Annotated in this window: 16 protein-coding genes; 9 read left to right on the top strand and 7 right to left on the bottom strand. The window is 72.8% G+C overall.

Annotation, left to right across the window (positions count from 1 at the left end; all coding sequences use genetic code 11):
* Window positions 1-14 precede the first annotated feature (14 nt).
* The gene (locus PUR71_RS40330; protein WP_443077762.1) at window positions 15-2,153 is read right to left on the bottom strand and encodes a HelD family protein; all 2,139 of its coding nucleotides are present in this window, start codon (window positions 2,151-2,153) and stop codon (window positions 15-17) included.
* Between the two features lie 254 nt (window positions 2,154-2,407).
* Between PUR71_RS40330 and PUR71_RS40325 the strand changes: the two genes are divergently transcribed.
* The gene (locus PUR71_RS40325) at window positions 2,408-2,563 is read left to right on the top strand and encodes a hypothetical protein (protein WP_329932275.1); all 156 of its coding nucleotides are present in this window, start codon (window positions 2,408-2,410) and stop codon (window positions 2,561-2,563) included.
* 24 nt (window positions 2,564-2,587) lie between these two features.
* Here PUR71_RS40325 and PUR71_RS40320 read toward each other — a convergent pair whose 3' ends face one another.
* Window positions 2,588-4,225: a DNA repair helicase XPB gene (locus PUR71_RS40320; RefSeq protein WP_329932274.1), complete on the bottom strand. Its 1,638-nt coding sequence runs from the start codon at window positions 4,223-4,225 to the stop codon at window positions 2,588-2,590.
* A 118-nt stretch (window positions 4,226-4,343) separates the two neighbouring features.
* A complete protein-coding gene (locus PUR71_RS40315) occupies window positions 4,344-4,745 on the bottom strand; it encodes a hypothetical protein (protein WP_329932273.1) in 402 nt (133 codons plus the stop codon).
* A 118-nt stretch (window positions 4,746-4,863) separates the two neighbouring features.
* On the opposite strand from PUR71_RS40315, the gene PUR71_RS40310 reads away from it, so the two are divergent.
* Entirely contained in the window at window positions 4,864-5,115 is a 252-nt protein-coding gene (locus PUR71_RS40310; protein ID WP_329932272.1) for a hypothetical protein, read from the top strand.
* Window positions 5,116-5,124: 9 nt separating this feature from the next.
* On the opposite strand, the gene PUR71_RS40305 is transcribed toward PUR71_RS40310, so the two are convergent.
* Entirely contained in the window at window positions 5,125-7,626 is a 2,502-nt protein-coding gene (locus PUR71_RS40305) for a helicase C-terminal domain-containing protein (RefSeq protein WP_329932271.1), read from the bottom strand.
* A gap of 162 nt (window positions 7,627-7,788) precedes the next feature.
* Here PUR71_RS40305 and PUR71_RS40300 point away from each other — a divergent pair, with 162 nt between their 5' ends.
* Window positions 7,789-8,604, top strand: coding sequence for a hypothetical protein (locus tag PUR71_RS40300; protein WP_329932270.1), 816 nt, complete (start codon window positions 7,789-7,791; stop codon window positions 8,602-8,604).
* 61 nt (window positions 8,605-8,665) lie between these two features.
* On the opposite strand, the gene PUR71_RS40295 is transcribed toward PUR71_RS40300, so the two are convergent.
* Window positions 8,666-11,101, bottom strand: a complete 2,436-nt coding sequence (locus tag PUR71_RS40295; protein ID WP_329932269.1) for a PKD domain-containing protein — start codon at window positions 11,099-11,101, stop codon at window positions 8,666-8,668.
* 334 nt (window positions 11,102-11,435) lie between these two features.
* Here PUR71_RS40295 and PUR71_RS40290 point away from each other — a divergent pair, with 334 nt between their 5' ends.
* The 5 genes from PUR71_RS40290 (at window position 11,436) to PUR71_RS40270 (ending at window position 15,054) form a co-directional block, all read left to right on the top strand.
* Window positions 11,436-12,263 carry a hypothetical protein gene (locus PUR71_RS40290; RefSeq protein WP_329932268.1) on the top strand — a complete coding sequence of 276 codons (828 nt, stop codon included), beginning with the start codon at window positions 11,436-11,438 and terminating at the stop codon, window positions 12,261-12,263.
* Window positions 12,260-12,487: a hypothetical protein gene (locus PUR71_RS40285; RefSeq protein WP_329932267.1), complete on the top strand. Its 228-nt coding sequence runs from the start codon at window positions 12,260-12,262 to the stop codon at window positions 12,485-12,487. The genes PUR71_RS40290 and PUR71_RS40285 overlap by 4 nt, the downstream gene beginning before the upstream one ends.
* Window positions 12,488-12,581: 94 nt before the next feature.
* Window positions 12,582-13,640, top strand: a complete 1,059-nt coding sequence (locus tag PUR71_RS40280) for a fatty acid desaturase family protein (protein WP_443077750.1) — start codon at window positions 12,582-12,584, stop codon at window positions 13,638-13,640.
* Between the two features lie 70 nt (window positions 13,641-13,710).
* Window positions 13,711-14,181, top strand: a complete 471-nt coding sequence (locus tag PUR71_RS40275) for a hypothetical protein (RefSeq protein ID WP_329932266.1) — start codon at window positions 13,711-13,713, stop codon at window positions 14,179-14,181.
* Between the two features lie 261 nt (window positions 14,182-14,442).
* Window positions 14,443-15,054: a TetR/AcrR family transcriptional regulator gene (locus PUR71_RS40270; protein WP_329932265.1), complete on the top strand. Its 612-nt coding sequence runs from the start codon at window positions 14,443-14,445 to the stop codon at window positions 15,052-15,054.
* Between the two features lie 39 nt (window positions 15,055-15,093).
* Here PUR71_RS40270 and PUR71_RS40265 read toward each other — a convergent pair whose 3' ends face one another.
* Window positions 15,094-15,456, bottom strand: a complete 363-nt coding sequence (locus PUR71_RS40265; protein WP_329932264.1) for a nuclear transport factor 2 family protein — start codon at window positions 15,454-15,456, stop codon at window positions 15,094-15,096.
* A 71-nt stretch (window positions 15,457-15,527) separates the two neighbouring features.
* On the opposite strand from PUR71_RS40265, the gene PUR71_RS40260 reads away from it, so the two are divergent.
* The gene (locus tag PUR71_RS40260) at window positions 15,528-16,421 is read left to right on the top strand and encodes a LysR family transcriptional regulator (RefSeq protein ID WP_329932263.1); all 894 of its coding nucleotides are present in this window, start codon (window positions 15,528-15,530) and stop codon (window positions 16,419-16,421) included.
* Between the two features lie 3 nt (window positions 16,422-16,424).
* On the opposite strand, the gene PUR71_RS40255 is transcribed toward PUR71_RS40260, so the two are convergent.
* Window positions 16,425-17,396: an iron-siderophore ABC transporter substrate-binding protein gene (locus PUR71_RS40255; RefSeq protein WP_329932262.1), complete on the bottom strand. Its 972-nt coding sequence runs from the start codon at window positions 17,394-17,396 to the stop codon at window positions 16,425-16,427.
* Window positions 17,397-17,514: the final 118 nt, after the last annotated feature.

The raw sequence follows: 17,514 nt of genomic DNA, 5'->3' as shown, positions 1-17,514 counted from the left end.
CGGCCCCTGCACCGTCAGCCCAACTGCTCCGGCAGGGGCTCCGCGTGCAGGACCGTCAGGCCCGAGACGGCGCGGGTGAGCGCCACGTACAGGCGACGCAGGCCGGTGCGCTCGTCCGGTTCGCCGGCGATGACGGCGGCCGGCTCGTCCAGCACCACGTAGTCGTACTCCAGACCCTTGGCCAGTGAGGCCGGGACGAGCGTCAGCCGGGCCTCGGCGCTGGTCTCGGTGCCGGGGGACAGGTGCGGCAGGCCGGCCGCGGCCAGCGCCTCGGCGAACAGCGGGACGCGTGCGTCGGCGGCGATCAGGCCGGTCGAGCCCTCGTGCTCCAGCGCCCGCCGGCAGGCCTCGACCACGGCCCGCGTCAGCTCCCCGTCCGCGACCCGGCGGATCGCCAGCGCGCCCGGGGTGTCGCGCACCGAGGTCGCCGGGGCCAGGCCGGGGGCGATCGCGGGCAGCAGTCGGGAGGCGTAGGCGATGACCTCCTCCGGTACCCGGAAGCCCTTGGTGAGCTCCTCGACGTGGGCGCCCGGCTTGCCCAGGTGGTGCAGGGCGTCCGGCCAGCTCGCGGTGGCCCACGGGGTGGTGCCCTGGGCGAGGTCGCCGAGGACGGTCGCCGAGCCGGTGGTGCAGCGGCGGCCCACCGCCCGGTACTGCATCGGGGAGAGGTCCTGGGCCTCGTCCAGCACCACGTGCCCGAGCGAGGGCGTGCGCCGCACGAGGTCTCCGGCCTCGTCGACCAGGACGGCGTCCGCCGCCGTCCAGCGGGCCGTCTTCACCGAGCGGCCGGCCTTGGGCCACAGCACCGCCCGCTGCTCCTCGGCGGTGAGCACGCCCTCGGCGCACACGGCCAGGAACTCCGGGTCGGAGAGCAGCCGCAGCACCAGCTTGGCCGGGTCGACCGGTGGCCAGCACTGCTTGACGACGGCCTTGACCGCGGAGTTGCGGGCCACCGCGTCCTGCACGCGGTCGTCCGGGGCCTCGCCGGACTGCTCCATCTTCAGCAGCACGGCGTGTGCGATGCGCTGCGGCAGGGCCTCGCCGGCTGCACCGTAGCGGGTGTCGCGGCCCTTCAACTCCTCGATGATCTCCGTCAGTTCGTGGACGGAGACGCGCCAGCGGCGGGAGCCGCGGACCACCACGCAGGGCTCGGTGGGAAGCGTGATGCCCGAGCGGACGGCCCGGCGCAGCACCTCGGCCATCCGGGCGTCGCCCTTCAGCCGGGCCGACTCGGGAGTGTCCTCGCCCCTGACCTCCACGTGCCCGACCAGCTGCTGCACGGTGGCCTGGGCGACGTCGAGCTCGCCGAGGGCGGGCAGGACCTGCTCGATGTACGAGAGGAACGCGTTGTTCGGGCCGATCACCAGCGTGCCGGTGCGGGCGAGGCGCTCGCGGTGCGCGTACAGCAGGTACGCGACGCGGTGCAGGCCGACGGCGGTCTTCCCGGTGCCGGGGGCGCCCTGGACGCAGATGGTGCCCGTGACGTCGGAGCGGACGATCTCGTCCTGCTCGGGCTGGATGGTGGCGACGATGTCGCGCATCGGGCCGACGCGGGGCTTCTCGATCTCGGCGGCGAGGAGCGCGGAGGCGGTGTCCGTCTCCTCGGGGTCGGTGAGGTGCTCGTCCTCGTACGCGGTGAGCTCGCCCCCGGTGTAGCCGAAGCGGCGGCGGCGCTCGACGTCCATCGGCTCGGCGCGGCTGGCGCGGTAGAACGGCTGGGAGACCGGGGCGCGCCAGTCGATCACCATCGGGTCGCCGTCGGCGTCGTGCACGTGGCGGCGGCCGATGTAGAAGTGCTCCCCGCCTCCCGCCCGTCGCCCGTCACCACCCCTGCTCGGCGCGCTCGGTGCGGCACCCGTCGCTTCGCCGAGGCCCTCGCTGATCGCGTGCAGGTAGTCGAGGCGGCCGAAGAACAGCGGGGTGTCGGCGAGGTCGGCCAGGGCGGCGATCCTGGCCTCGATCTGGTTCTGGAGGACGGCGGCGGACACCCAGGTGCCGGTCACGTCGCGCAGGTCCAGCGACTGGACGTCCTCGCGCATCGCTCGCAGCGCGGACCGGGACGCGGCCAGGTGGTCGCGTTCGCGCTGGAGGGGGTCGGTGGTGGGGGTGGCGGGCACGGCGAACCTTCCCGGCTGCCCCGGTGGCGGGCGCAGCGGATCGATGGAGCTCACGGTGGGTACGGCCGGCCGGTTGCCGTGCGGTCGGCGCCTCCCCCGGCTGCCTGCGGGACTACAGCAGGTACCACGGTTCGGGAGGGGGCAGACGGACGATCTTAGACCCCTCCGTCTCGGGGTTCCAGCCCCGCAGCTCTCAGGGGTACGCCTACACCCGCAGGACGAGGTCCGGCCCGGTGGATGCGGCCTTTGGAGTGATGCCCGCGGCCGGTCGGGTGCCTACCGTTGAAGACATGAGCACACACAACCCCACCACCGCCCCGGCCGGTGCCACCGCTCTCCCCGGCCGCCACCGCAACCCGATCGCCGCCGCCGTCCGCAACCTCGGGATCGTCCTGGACACCGCCGCGCGCGTGATCTTCCTCGGGCGCGACGGTGTCCGGTACTGACGCCCCGGCTACGGACGCCGCGGCCTACAGCACGTCGTCCGCGTCGATGATGCGGTAGGCGTAGCCCTGCTCGGCCAGGAAGCGCTGCCGGTGCGCGGCGAAGTCCTGGTCCACGGTGTCCCGGGCGACCACCGAGTAGAAGTGCGCCGCGTGGCCGTCCGCCTTCGGGCGCAGGACGCGGCCGAGGCGCTGGGCCTCCTCCTGGCGGGAGCCGAAGGTCCCGGAGACCTGGATCGCCACCGTGGCCTCGGGCAGGTCGATCGAGAAGTTCGCGACCTTGGAGACCACGAGGACGCCGATCTCCTTGTTGCGGAACGCGTCGAAGAGCTTCTCGCGCTGCGCGTTGCTGGTCTCGCCCTTGATCACCGGCGCGTCGAGCGCCTCCCCGAGCTCGTCCAGTTGGTCGATGTACTGGCCGATGATCAGCGTCTGGTCCTTCTCGTGCTTCCTGACCAGCGCCTCCACCACCCGTCGCTTGGTCGCCGTCGTGGCGCAGAAGCGGTAGCGCTCCTCCGGCTCGGCCGTCGCGTACGCGAGGCGCTCGGAGTCGGTCAGGGTGACCCGCACCTCGCAGCAGTCGGCGGGCGCGATGTAGCCCTGCGCCTCGATCTCCTTCCACGGCGCGTCGAAGCGCTTGGGGCCGATGAGGCTGAACACGTCGCCCTCGCGGCCGTCCTCGCGGACGAGCGTCGCGGTCAGGCCCAGGCGCCGGCGGGCCTGGAGGTCGGCGGTGAACTTGAACACCGGAGCGGGCAGCAGGTGGACCTCGTCGTAGACGACCAGGCCCCAGTTGCGGGCGTCGAACAGCTCCAGGTGCGCGTACACGCCCTTCCGCTTCGTCGTCATCACCTGGTAGGTGGCGATGGTGACCGGGCGGATCTCCTTCTTCGTGCCGCTGTACTCGCCGATCTCGTCCTCGGTGAGCGAGGTGCGCTTGACCAGCTCGTGCTTCCACTGCCGGGCCGAGACGGTGTTGGTGACCAGGATCAGCGTGGTCGACTTCGCCTCCGCCATCGCGGCGGCGCCCACCAGCGTCTTGCCGGCGCCGCAGGGCAGCACGACGACGCCGGAGCCGCCGTGCCAGAAGCCCTCGACGGCCTGCGCCTGGTACGGGCGCAGCTGCCAGCCGTCCTGCCGCAGGTCGATGGGGTGCGCCTCGCCGTCCACGTACCCGGCGAAGTCCTCGGCGGGCCAGCCGAGTTTGAGCAGCACCTGCTTGATCTGGCCGCGCTCGGAGGGGTGCACGACCACGCTGTCGGGGTCCACCCGGGCGCCGACCAGCGGGACGATCTTCCTGGAGCGCAGCACCTCCTCCAGCACCGGCCGGTCGGTGGTGGTCAGCACGAGCCCGTGGACGGGGTGCTTGGTGAGCTGGAGCCGTCCGTAACGGGCCATGGTGTCGGCCACGTCCACCAGCAGCGCGTGCGGCACCGGGTAGCGCGAGTACGTCACGAGGGCGTCGACCACCTGCTCCGCGTCGTGGCCGGCGGCCCGCGCGTTCCACAGCCCGAGCGGTGTCACCCGGTACGTGTGCACGTGCTCGGGCGCCCGCTCCAACTCGGCGAACGGCGCGATGGCGCGGCGGCACTCGGCGGCCTTGGGGTGGTCGATCTCCAGGAGAAGAGTTTTGTCGCTCTGGACGATGAGCGGTCCGTCGTTCACGCGGGGGAGCCCTCCACTGGCTGACAGGGTGGATTGACGCAGACCCTCCAGTGTCGCGCATTCCGCGGTGAACCGGGACGGGGTGCCCCTGCGGTGGACGGGGACGGGCGTGCGGCGGCTACTTCCACTCGTAGAGGACGGACTTGCCGTTGCCCTCGGGGTCGTTGTCGAACTCGAAGAGGGCGACCACGTCGTTGAGGCGCAGGAAGGCGTCCGCGGTGCTCTCGAAGTAGATGCTGCCGCGCCAGCTGACGGCGCCACCGTGGGTGAAGCGGCCGATGCCGCTGCCGTGCCAGCTGTACGTCTCGCCCTTCTCCGTCATGCCGACGCCCTGGCCCTCGCCGAACAGCGAGCCGTCGGGGCGGAGCTCGGACTCGTAGGAGACGAACTCCCGGACGGGGTGGCCGAGGAGCTGTCCGACACCGGTCATCGAGACCTCCAGGGCGGGGCCGCCGACCGTGGGGAGGACCCGTCGGCCGCTCTCCGTGGTGGTCAGTTCCGCGATCCGATCGCCGAGCATGATGACTCCTTCCGCAACCCCCTGGACCTCGTCCTCCCCTGCCTCCGGACTACGCCCGGTGCGGTCGGGCCGCAACCGCGTGGGGTGACCAGGGCGCGCGTCGCTCGTTGGGCCGGGCATGAACAAGTCGAAGCGTGTTCTCACCGCCCTCGCCCTCATGGGGACGGCCTTCGCCGCCACCGCCTCCTCCGCCGGCTCGGCGCACGCCGTCGCGGGCATCGGCGAGGGCCCCGGCGGGCTGCTCGCCGCGCCCGGGTTCCTGCTGGCGGACACCGTCACCGGGGGCGAACTTCCGGTCGGGCAGGGGCAGATCGGCACCCTGGCGGACCAGGCGGTCAAGGAGAAGATGAAGGAGTCGCAGGGGCACTGACCCCCTTTCTCACCCCTCCAGTTCGGCCACGCCCGTGATGCGGTGCAGGGCGAACGTGCGGAGCTCGTCGGCGTGGTGGTCGAAGGCGGTGACGAAGCCGCCCTCGACCTTGACCGGGTCGATGATCCGCTGGCTCGCGATGCCCTCGGCGTTGAGGTAGCCGATCCACATCCGCTCGCCGAGCAGGACGGCGGTCTGCAGGCTGGCCAGCGTCTCCGCGGCGGCCGTGCGCGGCAGCTTGCGCGGGTCCGGGACGGGCTCGCGGCGGGTGGCCGTCGCGGCGCGGTCGCCCGCCCGGATGGCCTTGATGGCGGCGGCGAGCAGGGTGTCGTCGGGGCTCGGCGGGCCGTCCGGGACGGGCGTCGGCGCGGTGCGCGGCGGGGTGCGGTGGCTGTCCGGCCGGGTGATCAGCACGTCGCCCTCGGCGGACTCGGCGGCCGGGGCGTAGCCCATCGTGCGCAGCGTCGCGAGCAGGACGTCCGGGGCGGCCTGGGAGGCGAGGACGGTGGGCGCGAGCAGCCGCAGCCGCAGGTCGGCGCAGCGGCGGTCGGCGAGGACCTCGCCGAGCAGCGAGGTGTCGTCGCAGCGCAGGTACGAGGACGCGGCGCCGACCCGCAGGACGCCGTGCCGCCGGGCGACGTCGTCGATCAGGTAGGTGAGCGGCTGCGGGACGGGCGTGCGCGAGTGCTGCTCCAGGAAGGTCCGCAGGTCGGCTGCGGTGCGTCCGGCGTCCAGGGCGCGGCGCACGGACACCGGGGTGAACCGGTAGACGGTGGCGCCGCCCTTGGACTCGATGTCGGCGCAGAGCGCGAGCGCCTGGGCGAGCGGGGTGAGCAGCGGGCCCGGGGCGATCGCGGTGAGGTCGGGCTGAAGGATGACGTGGTCGAGCGGCCGGGGCAGCAGCGGGGCCAGCACCTCGGCCGGGTCGGCCTCGGCGGTGAGCAGCGCGCGGGCGGGGGCGGCGAGGGCGCCGCGGCCGGTGACGCCGAGGAGTTCGGCCTCGGCCAGGGCCCAGCCGGCGAGGTCGTCGCGCAGTTCGTGGCCGTCCGGGCCGGTCGGGCCGCCACGCAGCGGGCGCTGCCAGCGCAGCGTGGGCAGCAGTTCGGCGGCGGTGGCGGGGGTGCCGGGCGGGAGTTCGGCGAGCAGCGCGAGGGCGGCGCGACGGACGGACGGGGCGAGCGTGCGGTCGAGTTCGGGGCCGAGGGCGGCGCGCGGCTTGCCCTTGCCGTCCGGGGTGCCGGTGAGGCCGGGCACGCGGGTGGCGGCGAGCCAGGCGGTGGCGAGGACGGACCAGCGCTCGGCGGTGTCCTGCTGGAGCCAGGTGTCGTACGCGGGGGTCGGGGCCCAGCACTCGTCGGCCTCGCCGTCGGGGGCCAGCAGGCCTGCGCTGTAGGCGAGTTCGAGCCAGAAGGCGGCCTGCTGCTCGGTGGTCTCCAGGGCCTGGGCGGCGCGCTTGAGGTCGCGCACGCCGAGGCCGCCCGCGCGCAGGGTGGGCGGCGGGGTGAGGCCCCACAGGTCGAGCAGTTCCTCGACGGTCTTGACGGCGGTGTGGGCCTGTCCGGCGGCGGCGCTGTCCACAGCCTGTGGATCGCGCGGTGGGGCGGCGGGCCGGGGCTCGGGCTGGACGGGCTCGACCGTGCGGTGGGTGCGCCCGCCGCGCAGGTGCAGGGCGAGTTCGCGCGGCAGGACGACGCTGCCGGGGCCGCTCGGCAGCAGCAGGCCGCGTGCGAGCAGCCACTCGACGGGGCTCTGCGCGTCCTCGGCGGTGACCGGGCGGGCCGCGTCCGGGACGGTGCCGGTGGGCGGGCCCCAGACGAGGCGCTCCAGCAGTCGCAGGGCGGGTTCGGGAGCGGTGGCGAGCAGGGCGTCGCAGCGGGCTCGGTCGGTGAGCAGCGCGGTGAGCGCGGCGACGGCGGTGACCGGGTCGGGCGTCGCGGGCTGGCCGGCGGAGGCGAGCAACTGCTGCAGCCGGGCCGGGGACATGCCCATGGTGGCGTCCGCGAGCGTCGGGCCGAGACCGGTGCGGCCGGGGTTGGCGGCGGTCGGCGCGAGCGCCTCGCGGACGGCGAGGACCAGGCGCAGCCCGTTGTCCGGACCCCACAGCAGGGCGCGGTCGCGCAGGGTGGCGATCGCCCGGGGCAGCGCGGCGGCGACGGCGGACCGGTCGGCCGGGGTGAGCGGGGTGGCGCCCGGGTGCGGCTTGACCTTCGCCGGGCCGGTCAGCAGCGTGCGGACGGTGGTGAGCGTGGTCCCGTCCGGGGCGGTGGCCAGGGCCTCGGCGACCTGAAGGGTGAACCGGTCGAGCCGCTCCAGGGCGCGCAGCGCGGAGGCACGCGACGACAGCCGGGCGGACAGCTGGGTGAGGTCGCCGGGCACCGGGTTGAGCAGGTCCGGGCGGGCGCGGAGCAGGGCGGCGAGACCGTCGTCCGGGCGGGCGCGCAGCTCCTCGGCGAGCGTGCGGGGGCCGGCGGCGGACCTGCCGGAGCGTTGGGGGCCCTGCTGTGTGGTCATTCGACCTAGGTTAGTCGGGTGGGGCGTCCGTGGGCCTGGGGTCCGTGCGGGGGTCGGGACTCGCGTGGGTGGGGGAGTGGTGGGTAGCGTCACGCCGAGGGCGGTTCGGTGGGCCGGACTTCGGTGGGCCGACCAGGGTACGGGCGAGGCGGGGTGTCGGGGATGACGGACGGCGAGTGGTGGCGCAAGAGCGGACCGTGGAGCTCGCGGCCGGGCGGTGAGCCCGCCGAGGCCCGCGACGGTGGCCACGACGCCTCCGACGACAGCGTGTACGACACCGCCACGGCGCCCGGCGTCCCGGGCATGTCCGCCGTGCCGCTCGACCCGCCGCGCGAAGCCGCCGCCGAGGCCGACCCGGACGCCGTACCGCCGCCGCAGGTGATCCACTCCGGCGGGGGCGGCTGGGACCTGGTGATGCTCAACTTCTCCGATGCGCCGGCGGCCCCGCCGAAGCAGATCCCCGACCAGCGCGCGGGGGAGGGCAGCGAGCCGCCCGCGCAGCCGGAGGCGCCGGAGGCGGCGGCCGTCGCGAATCCGAGGAAGGAGAAGAAGGCCGCGAGAGCCGCCGGCGCCGCCGGGGCCGCCGGTTCGGCGAAGTCCCCGAAGAAGAGCGCCCTCGCCGGCCGCCGTCCGTCCCCGCTGCTCCTGCTCGCCGCCGCCCTCCTCGCGGGCGGCGCCTGGACCGGCTTCTTCCCGGCCATGCTGGCGGGCTGGGGTCTCGGCTACCTCTCCAGCCAACTCAAGGACCTCACCCGCAAGTTCGCGATCTTCGGCATCCCGCTGATCACGATGAGCGCGACCACCCTCTACCAGATGCGCCAGACCCAGCACGGCCAGGCGGGAGCCGGCCCCGGCTCGCAGCTCGGCCAGATGACCTGGGCCTCCGCCCCGGGCGTCCTGCGCCTCTCGGCGGCCCTGACGGCGGCGTTCCTGCTGCTCATGGCCCTGCGCCGGAGGCCGCAACAGCAGCAGGGCTGACGGCTCTCGACGCAACGGCCCCGCACCCGGGGAGGGGTGCGGGGCTGCTCTGCTGTTCTGGTCAGTAGACCTGGCCGGCGTAGCCGTAGACGCCTGCGTAGGCGCCGCTGAGGGCGTAGGAGGGGTCGGTGGGGCGGAAGATGCCGTAGGTCGTGCGCCCCTTGCCGTACCAGTCGCCGACGACGGGCTGGTCGCCGGGGTTGCCCCAGGCTGCGGTGGAGACGGTGCCGTCGTCGTGGCGCAGGGCGAAGGTGCCGCTCCGGTAGATGCCGAGCTGGAAGTGGCCGGTGGCGTCCCAGTCGCCGGCGACGGGGATGTCTCCTGCCTGGCCGAACGCGGCGGTGGTGATGGTGCCGTCGTCGTGGCGGACGATGAAGGTGGCGATGCTGGGGCGGTAGAGGCCGAGTTGGGCGTGGCCGTTGCCGTCCCAGTAGCCGGGGACGGGGATGTCGCCGGTGTCGCCGAAGGGGATGGCGGAGACGGTGCCGTCGTCGTGGCGCAGGGCGAAGGTGCCGCCCCGGTAGATGCCGAGCTGGTCGTGGCCGAGGCCGTCCCAGTCGGCGGTGGCGGGCAGGTCGCCGGCCTGGCCGAAGGAGGCCTGGGTGATGGTGGCCCTGCAGCAGTCGCCGGTGGAGCGCAGCGCCCACGTGCCGTTGTTGAACAGGCCGTTGGCGGCGGGCATGCCGGTCGTCCAGCGGCCGGCGATCGCGCGGTCACCGGGGTCGGGGACGTTGATGTGGGCGAAGCCGGCGGCCGTGGCGGAGCGGCCGTGGTCGTCCGATACGGTCAGCCGTACGGTGTAGCGGCCGGGTTTGGCGTAGTCGTGCGGGACCGGAGCTGCGGGCAGCGACTGCTTCCAGTAACCCTGACCCTGGTTGTCGCCGAAGTCGATCTGGTATTGCTCCACGGGCCACGGGCTGTTGTAGGTCCCGGCGACCGAGACGCTCTTGGGGGTCAGCGGCGATTGCTGGACCTGAACGGCTGCCGTGATCGGCCCGCTGGCCACGTCGGCGTTCGTGGTGGCCTTCTTGACGGTGCCGGTGCTGTCGGTCGCGGTCAGCGTGGCGATGTACCGTCCTGCGGCGGGGTAGGTGTGGGTCAGCGGGAAGGTCGGCGCGGTCGCGACCGGGCTGCCGTCACCGAAGTCCAGGGTCGTGGTGGTCGTGTACCAGGGTGAGGTCGTCCCGCCGTAGAACGTGACAGCCATCGGCTGGTCGGGCATGTACGTCCCGGGGTACAGCGAGACGGCGAACGGGTTCTCGACCTCGGCCGCGCCGCGGTCGTGGTAGCCCACGCCGGTACCGGTGTCGGGCACGAGCGGGTCGTCGGCGCGCGGGTTCCCGTAGACGTCGGTGTCCAGCCGGCCGGGCGCGGTGGCGTCGGCGGAGTCGATCGCCGGCGAGTCGGCGCCGGGGGTCACGTCCTCGTTGACCGCGTTGTGGACGGACAGTTTCGGGTCCGCCGCCAGGTCGTGCCGGCCCTGGCCGGTGGCGGCCGCGAGGTCGGCTGGCGCCCGGTAGAGCGTGCCGTTCCAGTAGTAGGCGTGGGCGTCCGGGCTGTCGCTGTACAGCACGTTGTAGTCGGACCTGGTGCCGGGGACGGAGCCGGGCGCCACCATCACGCCGACGCCGACGTTCACGTCGCAGTTCCTGTGGACCTGGACGATGTTGTTCACCACGGTCGAACCGGTGGAGCCGCCGTTGAGGACGATGCCGGTGCCGCAGGTGCCGCCGATCGTGTTGCTGTTCACCACGGTGCCCGGCGCGCTGTCGGCGACGATGACGTTCGAGGCGCGGAAGTCGTAGATCCCGGTGAAGGAGTTGGTGGTGATGACCGTCCCGGTCACGCCGGGCTCGACGGCGACGCCGGCCCGGCCGCTGTTGCCGATCTGGTTGCGGCTGATCGTGACGTCGCTGGTCTTCCCGGTGAGGCGGATGGCCGACGCGTTGTTGTCAAAGTTCTTCGGTGGCGGCGTCGTGGCCTGATATCCCGCGCTGTCGACCTGGTTGGCGTCGAGCGTGATGCGCTGGGAGTCGGCGATGAGCACCGCCTCCTGCGGGGAGTCGGTGATCCAGAGGTTCTCGATCGTGATGTCGTGCACCCCGGATGCCACGAAGGCGTGCTGCGAGTTCGTGGTCGACGGGTACCCGCCGGGCTTGAACTCGATGCCCGACCGGTGACCTGGGATGGTGGTCTCGCCCCGGAAGGTGATCGGGTGCCCCGGAGTGCCGGACTGCTTCAGCGTGACCTGTTCCGTGTACTCGAAACCGCCGATGCGGACGGTCTGGCCGGGCTGTGCCGCGTCGGCGGCGGCCTGGATGCTGCAGAACGGGTGGTGCATGTCGGTGCCCGGGCCGTCGTCTGAACAGGCCTTGGCGGCGTTGTCCACGTACAGGAACTCAGCGTCGGCGTGCGCGACCACGGCGGGCAGCGCGGTGACGATGACGGTCGAGCTCACGAGTGCGGCGGCGAGGCCGACGCGACGTCTGCTGGGCACTGCTTGGTCCCCCATCGGATGTGCGGAGCGCGGCGGTCCGCTTGGTGTTCGCGTGTGGAACATTCGGCCGACGCGTGCGCGAACTGTATCCAAGGGGGCGGACAGTGCTCGGCGGGGGGCTTGACTTCGATACGCCTGCGCGCCAACCGGGCCCGCGTGTAGGCTGGTTGTGTTGATGCGGCGACGCGCTCACGCACTCGGTCACCGGCGGCCGGGGTGGGCGAAGGGCTCTGGAGAGTCGCCCGCGGGCATGTGTGACCTTCCTTGGTTCGCAGGACAGTCGACCTGTCTCTCCAGCCGCCGCCGGACGGCTCCGTGGGGGGAATGGAGTCGCATGTCCGCGTCGGACAACGTCACCCGCCTGGCCAGGCGCATCCAGAAGCTGACCGGCCTCCAGTACTGCCGGTCCCGTGAACTCGCCGAGCAGGTGCGGGTATTCGTCAAGCACCCGGTTCCCGATGCGGAGACCGCCGCTCAGGTGCACCTCGAAGCGGTGGTGGTCTATGCCTTCGCCACTGCGCTGAGCAGCCGCAATGTCACCTTCGCCGTGTTCGGAGTCGTCGCGTCCAGCATCGCGGAGGACGGACTGACCTTGCGCCTGGATCCCTCGGTGGGGACCGATCTGGTGACTCGACTGCTGCTGTACCGGGATGTCGGAGAGTTCGCTGTTCGGGCATCACCCGTGCACGGCGGGATCACCATGTGCGGTCGATCGGGCCCGGAGCGGATCACGTTCGTCAACGACGACGGGACTCCGCTCGTGTTCGATCCCGAGCGCCTGCTGCCGAGCGAGACGGCTCGGGTCCATGACTACCCGGGCGGGCCCGGCCCGCATGAGCTGCTACTGAGCAGGATCCTGCGACGACCCGCCCTGCTGAATCAGACGGCGGCCCTGCACGGAACCGTCCGCTGCCACGCGAGGAGCACGGCCGCCCTGGTGATCGAGTGGTGCTGCGGCGACACCTTCGAGGCTCTCTTCGCCACCTTGCTCGCCCACGGCGTGGCCGACGGTCTGCCTTCCGGCAGGCCGGCCGAGTTCTTCGGAGCGGAAGGTGTCGCGTTCCTCGGCGACCGAATGCTCGAACTGAAGCGCCACGTCCATTCCGTCTTCTCGTGCGATTGGTACGCCGCGCCCCGACCCCGAGCGGAGGTCCTCCGATGAGCCCGACCACCGTCCTGGCCGCCGTCCTCGCGTGTGGGGTCGTGAGCGGGGCGATCCGCGCGTGGCGGGACGTCCTCGTCCTGCGGCGCCTGGAGCGTCTCATGGCGGGCTGCACCGCCCGCCAGCGGGCCGAGGTCGCTCGGGCCATCGCCGCTACCCTCCGCCGCCGCGAGCCCTCCGATCGGCCGCGGCTGCGCGAGCCGGAGGAGACGGAGGAGGGGTGAGGTTGCCCCCGGGGTGGGCAGGGGGGTTAACACCCGTACGGGACGGGTGATTTCCCCGTTCTCCGGGGGTGCCCCGCCGAACCAGACTCGGGGCATGCCCACACAGCCCGCGACGATGACGGTCGCGCCCGAGGCCCCCGCCCCGCAGCCGGATACCGGCGGGAGCGACTTCGCCCAGTTGAGCCGCCGGATCGCCGCCGAGGGCCTGTTGGCCAGGCGGCACGGCTACTACGCCGCCCGTGCCGCACTGGTGCTCGCCGCGTTCGTCGGCGGTTGGTGCGCCCTGTTCGCACTGGGCGACACCTGGTGGCAGCTCGGTCTGGCGGCGGCGATGTCCGTCGTGTTCGCCCAGATCGGCCTGCTCGCCCACGACCTGGCGCACCGGCAGGTGTTCTCCCGGCGCGCACCGAGCGAGCTCGGCGGCCGGATCGCCGCGAACCTGCTGATGGGGATGAGCTACGGCTGGTGGATGAGCAAGCACACCCGCCACCACGCCAACCCCAACCACGAGGAGCGTGACCCGGACGTCGCGCCCGATCTCGTCGTGTGGTCCCAGCGGCAGGCCCGGCAGGCGAGCGGACTGGCCCGGTTCATCGGGCGCCGGCAGGCGTTCCTGTTCTTCCCGCTGCTCCTGCTGGAGGGCCTCAACCTCAGCTTCAACAGCTTCCGTGCCCTGCGGGGGCCGGCGGTCAAGCGCCCCTGGCTGGAGGGTGCGCTGCTGGTGGCCCACTTCGCCGGCTACGTCGGGCTCGTCTTCGCCGCGCTCCCGGCCGGCAAGGCGGTGGCGTTCCTCGCCGTCCACCAGGCGCTGTTCGGCGTCTACCTGGGCTGCGTGTTCGCCCCGAACCACAAGGGCATGCTGATGGTCACACCGGAGATGCGGCTCGACTTCCTGCGCCGCCAGGTGCTCACCTCGCGCAACGTCCGCGGCGGCCTCGCCGTCGACGCCGTGATGGGCGGCCTCAACTACCAGGTGGAGCACCACCTCTTCCCCAGCATGCCGACGCCCGCGCTCGGCCGGGCGGCGCGGATCACCCGTGCGTTCTGCGCGGAGAAGGGCATCCCGTACTACGAGGTGGGCGTGGTCCGCTCGTACCGCGAGATCCTCACCCACCTGCACCGGACGGGGGAGCCGATCCGCTCCGGCGGGTGAGCCCGGGGAAGGAAGGATGGTGACGCTTCCTCAGGTGCGGCCAAGCTGCCAAGATCCGCAGGTGCAACACATGACGTACCGTCTTTCCCCGGCGCAGGTCCGCCGCCAGTGGCTCTTCTCGACGCTGTTCCTGGCCGGTGGGGGCTACATCCTGTACCTCGGTTCGCGGACCCCGCTGACCGCCCGGACCTCCATCGGCATGGCACTCGCCCTCCTCCTCGTCGTCGGCGGAATCGCCCAGGTCGGCGCCGTCTTCACCAGCGTGAGCTTCGACGAGCGCGAGATCTGGTGGACCGGCCCCTTCGGCCTCCGCAAGCGCTTCGCCTGGGCGGACGTCACCAACGTCGCGGTGGTGAAGAAGAGCGACCGCGCCAACTCCGGGGACATCGTGCGGGTCACCCACCGCCTCCGCGGAGACCTCACCCTCCCGGTGCTGTTCGGCCTCCCGGGCGCCTGGCGCGACCCGGCCTTCGAGGCCAAGGCGGCCCATCTCGTCGCCACCTGGCGCGCCGCGACGGCGACACCGGAGCCCGTGGCCTAGCCGGGGAACGGCCCCCCGCTCACGAACACGAGCGAGGGGCCGCACCGTTTTCGGGCGTCGGGCGTCGGGCCTCGGCCGTCGGGCGTCGGGGCGTCGGGTGCGGCCTTCGGGCCGGGCCGCAGGGGGGGCGGACGTTCGCTCGCACGCGGGACGGAATCGGGCTACGGCCTGGGTGTTCCCGAACTCACCGATTCGCCTGGTACACATGTATCACGGCCATGATGCGGGTGTACCGGCATGTGTGGAGAGGAAGTTCGCGGGATGGCGGAGAAGGCCGATCACGAGGGGCGGCGCCGGCAGATCGCCGAGGCCCTGCTACGCATCGCCGAAACCCAGGGCCTGCAAGCGGCGAGCATGCGGGCGGTCGCGGCGGAGGCGGGGGTGTCGCTGCGACTGGTGCAGTACTACTTCACGACGAAGGACGGCTTGCTGCTGGACGCCCTGGCGCGGCTCGGGACCCAGCTGCAGGCGCGGATGGAGCGGTGGATCAAGGAGGCGGGGGTGCCGCCCACACCGCGGAGCATCGTGACGGCGATCCTGTCGTGCATCCTGCCGACGGACGCCGAGAGCCGGCGCATCACGCGGACGTACGCGGCGTACTACACGCTCGTGCTGAGCGATCCGGGGGCGATGGAGAAGAAGGGGCCGCTACAGCCTGATCTGCTGGAGGGGTTCCTCGCGAAGCAGATCCGGGCGGCACAGGAGGCGGGGGAGATCGCGGAGGGGAAGGACGCCGCGGTGACTGCGGCCGGGCTGTTGGCGATGGTCAACGGGCTGGGGTCGAGCGTGTTGGGCGGTCAGCGCAGCGGGGAGGAGGCGGTGGCGATCCTGGAGTACCACCTGGGGGAGCTGTTCGGCGCGGGAAGTCGGTGAGGCCGACTCCCCGCGCGAGGGTGGGTGGCTGACGCCCCTCTACTTCCCGAAGCCCTCCAGCAGTCCGCGCGGGTCGAACGTCACCCGGATCCGCGCGATCTTGCCGTTCTCCATGTGCATCCAGTTCACCGTGGGCGCGGCGGGCGCGATGCTCGTGTGCAGGTCGTACCAGGTGATCACGTCGTCGCCCTCCGCGACCCGCACCTGGACGTCGATCTTCTCCAGCACCCGGCCGAGCCCCTTCAGTCCGCCCAGGGCCTCTTCGATCCCCGACGCGGTGCCGAGCGCGCCCACGAAGTCCACGTCCTGCGCCAGCAGTTCCCGGATGGCCTCGAAGTCGCCCGCCTCCCAGGCGGTGAAGTAGGTCTCGGCGATCTCGCGTGCACTGTTCGTCGTCGTCATGCCTCCATGGTCCGTCCGCACCACCCCATCCGTCCAACAGATGGATCCGATGCCAGCTATCATCATCAGTTATGGAGATGCACCAACTGCGCTACTTCGCCGCCGTCGTCGACGAGGGCTCCTTCACCGCCGCCGCCGCTCGCCTGCACGTGAGCCAGTCCGGCATCAGTACCCAAGTGGGCAAGCTGGAGCGTGAGTTGGGCCAGCAGCTGCTCGAACGCGCCAGCCGGGGCGGCATCCGACTCACCCCCGCCGGGGAGGCGATCCTCCCGCTCGCCAAGAACGCCCTCGCCACGCTCGACGACATCCAGCACACCGCGGCCGAGTTCGCGCAGGCCGTGCGCGGGCGCGTGCGCCTGGGCATGATCACGGGCTGCTCGATCCCGCCGTTCCTCGACGTCGTCGCCGATCTGGGCCGCACTCACCCCGGGATCGAACTCAGCCTGCACGAGGACGACTCCGAGCTCCTCCAGTCCCACGTCCTCGCCCGCACCCTCGACCTCGCGCTGATCGGGTTCGCGGGCGAGGCCGACCCCGAACTCGACGCGAGCGTCCTCGTCGACGAGCCGATCGCCGCCGTCGTGCCGATCGGGCACCCGCTCGACCGCAAGACCGTCCGCCTCGCCGACCTGGTCGGTCTCCGCGCGCCCGAGAAGGTCCTCGGCCTGACCCCGGGCACGGGCATCCGCGCCGCGTACGACCGCTCGTGCCGCCGACTCGGCTCCGAGCCGCGGGTGGACATCGAGGCCAGCTCACCGACGACGCTCCTGCGCCTCGCCGAACGCGGCGCCGGCGTGGCCGTCCTGAGCCCGTCCTCCGCCGTCGGCGTGCCGACGCTGCGCGCGATCCCCGTCAAGGACGCGGCCGTCCACGCCCGACTCGGCCTCGTCGCCCGCCGCGACCAGCACTCGCCGGCCGTCCGCCTGCTGCGCGCCAAGCTCCGTGCGGCACTCGGAGGAACCTGACGTTCACGCCCCCAGGAAGCGCTGCAGCTCGTCCAGCACGTAGTTGGCGCCCGTGTACCCGATGCCCTCGAACCACAGCTGGTCGTCGACGGGGAACGCCCGGTGCGCCTTCACGGCGCCCAGCGCCTGCCAACCGGAGCTCGCCAGGACGGTGTTGGCGCCGGACCGGTCCGGATCGCCGTACGTCCCGTAGAGCAGCAGGTCGCCGTCGGCCCTGGCGATCTGGTCGAGCGGGATCTCGAAGTCGGACTGGTCGACGTTCTGCGCGTCCGGCCGCCCGACACCCGCGTCCGACAGCACCACCCCGGGGAAGCTCTGCTTCCCGTACAGCCGGATCCCGCCGCCCTCGACGAACCGGACGAGGCTCACCTTCCGCCCGGCCACCTTGGCGTCCGAGAGCGCGGCCGTCACCTGGGAGACGTGCCGCTGGTAGGAGCCGACGAAGGCCGCGGCGGCCGCCTGCCGGCTCAACGCCTGGGCGTGCAGCTGGAAGTTGGCCTTCCAGGGGGCGCCGGTGGTCTGCGTGAGCACGGTCGGCGCCAGCTCGCGCAGGGCGTCGTAGCGGTCGCCGTCCCGCATCTGGTTGGAGAGGATCAGGTCCGGCCGCAACGAACGGATCGTCGCGAGGTCGGGCGCCCCGGCCGGGCCGACGTACGCGATCGCGGCCGTCCGGGACTGCGGCCAGTACTCCGGGTAGTGCGCGTCCAGCGCGGGCCGCGCGGCTCCGACCGGCGCGATCCCGAGCGTGAGCGCCGAGTCGAACACGTCCGTGTCGAGCGCGATGACCCGCAATGGCGCGCCCGGCACCACGACCGGCCCGAGCGCGGTGTTCACCGTCACCGGAGGCAGCGCCACACCCGACCCGCCCGCCACCGCCCCGTCCGTCCCCGAGCCCCCCGCCCGATTCGTCGTACACCCGGCGAGGGCGACCCCACCCAGCCCGACCAGCAGCGCGCGACGGGTGATCCGGTGCATCGGCACTCCTCGGACGGTCGGACGACGGGGGAGACGGGCCCTGCCGATTATGTCCGAATTGACCGCCGATGCCCGAGCGCTCCGCTCTGCTCCCACGATGTGTGGCGTGGACCCGCGC

The organism is Streptomyces sp. SP17BM10 (genome assembly GCF_036322405.1).
In the GTDB taxonomy this organism is placed as follows: domain Bacteria; phylum Actinomycetota; class Actinomycetes; order Streptomycetales; family Streptomycetaceae; genus Kitasatospora.
The sequence above is the reverse complement of the archived record's forward strand: the minus strand, read 5'-3'. Positions and strand labels throughout refer to the sequence as shown.

Coding starts and splice junctions, on each gene's coding strand:
- PUR71_RS40325 (WP_329932275.1), top strand. CDS start 2,408: ATGAGCACACACAACCCCACCACCGCCCCGGCCGGTGCCACCGCTCTC.
- PUR71_RS40315 (WP_329932273.1), bottom strand. CDS start 4,745: ATGCTCGGCGATCGGATCGCGGAACTGACCACCACGGAGAGCGGCCGA.
- PUR71_RS40310 (WP_329932272.1), top strand. CDS start 4,864: ATGAACAAGTCGAAGCGTGTTCTCACCGCCCTCGCCCTCATGGGGACG.
- PUR71_RS40305 (WP_329932271.1), bottom strand. CDS start 7,626: ATGACCACACAGCAGGGCCCCCAACGCTCCGGCAGGTCCGCCGCCGGC.
- PUR71_RS40300 (WP_329932270.1), top strand. CDS start 7,789: ATGACGGACGGCGAGTGGTGGCGCAAGAGCGGACCGTGGAGCTCGCGG.
- PUR71_RS40290 (WP_329932268.1), top strand. CDS start 11,436: ATGTCCGCGTCGGACAACGTCACCCGCCTGGCCAGGCGCATCCAGAAG.
- PUR71_RS40285 (WP_329932267.1), top strand. CDS start 12,260: ATGAGCCCGACCACCGTCCTGGCCGCCGTCCTCGCGTGTGGGGTCGTG.
- PUR71_RS40280 (WP_443077750.1), top strand. CDS start 12,582: ATGCCCACACAGCCCGCGACGATGACGGTCGCGCCCGAGGCCCCCGCC.
- PUR71_RS40275 (WP_329932266.1), top strand. CDS start 13,711: ATGACGTACCGTCTTTCCCCGGCGCAGGTCCGCCGCCAGTGGCTCTTC.
- PUR71_RS40270 (WP_329932265.1), top strand. CDS start 14,443: ATGGCGGAGAAGGCCGATCACGAGGGGCGGCGCCGGCAGATCGCCGAG.
- PUR71_RS40265 (WP_329932264.1), bottom strand. CDS start 15,456: ATGACGACGACGAACAGTGCACGCGAGATCGCCGAGACCTACTTCACC.
- PUR71_RS40260 (WP_329932263.1), top strand. CDS start 15,528: ATGGAGATGCACCAACTGCGCTACTTCGCCGCCGTCGTCGACGAGGGC.
- PUR71_RS40255 (WP_329932262.1), bottom strand. CDS start 17,396: ATGCACCGGATCACCCGTCGCGCGCTGCTGGTCGGGCTGGGTGGGGTC.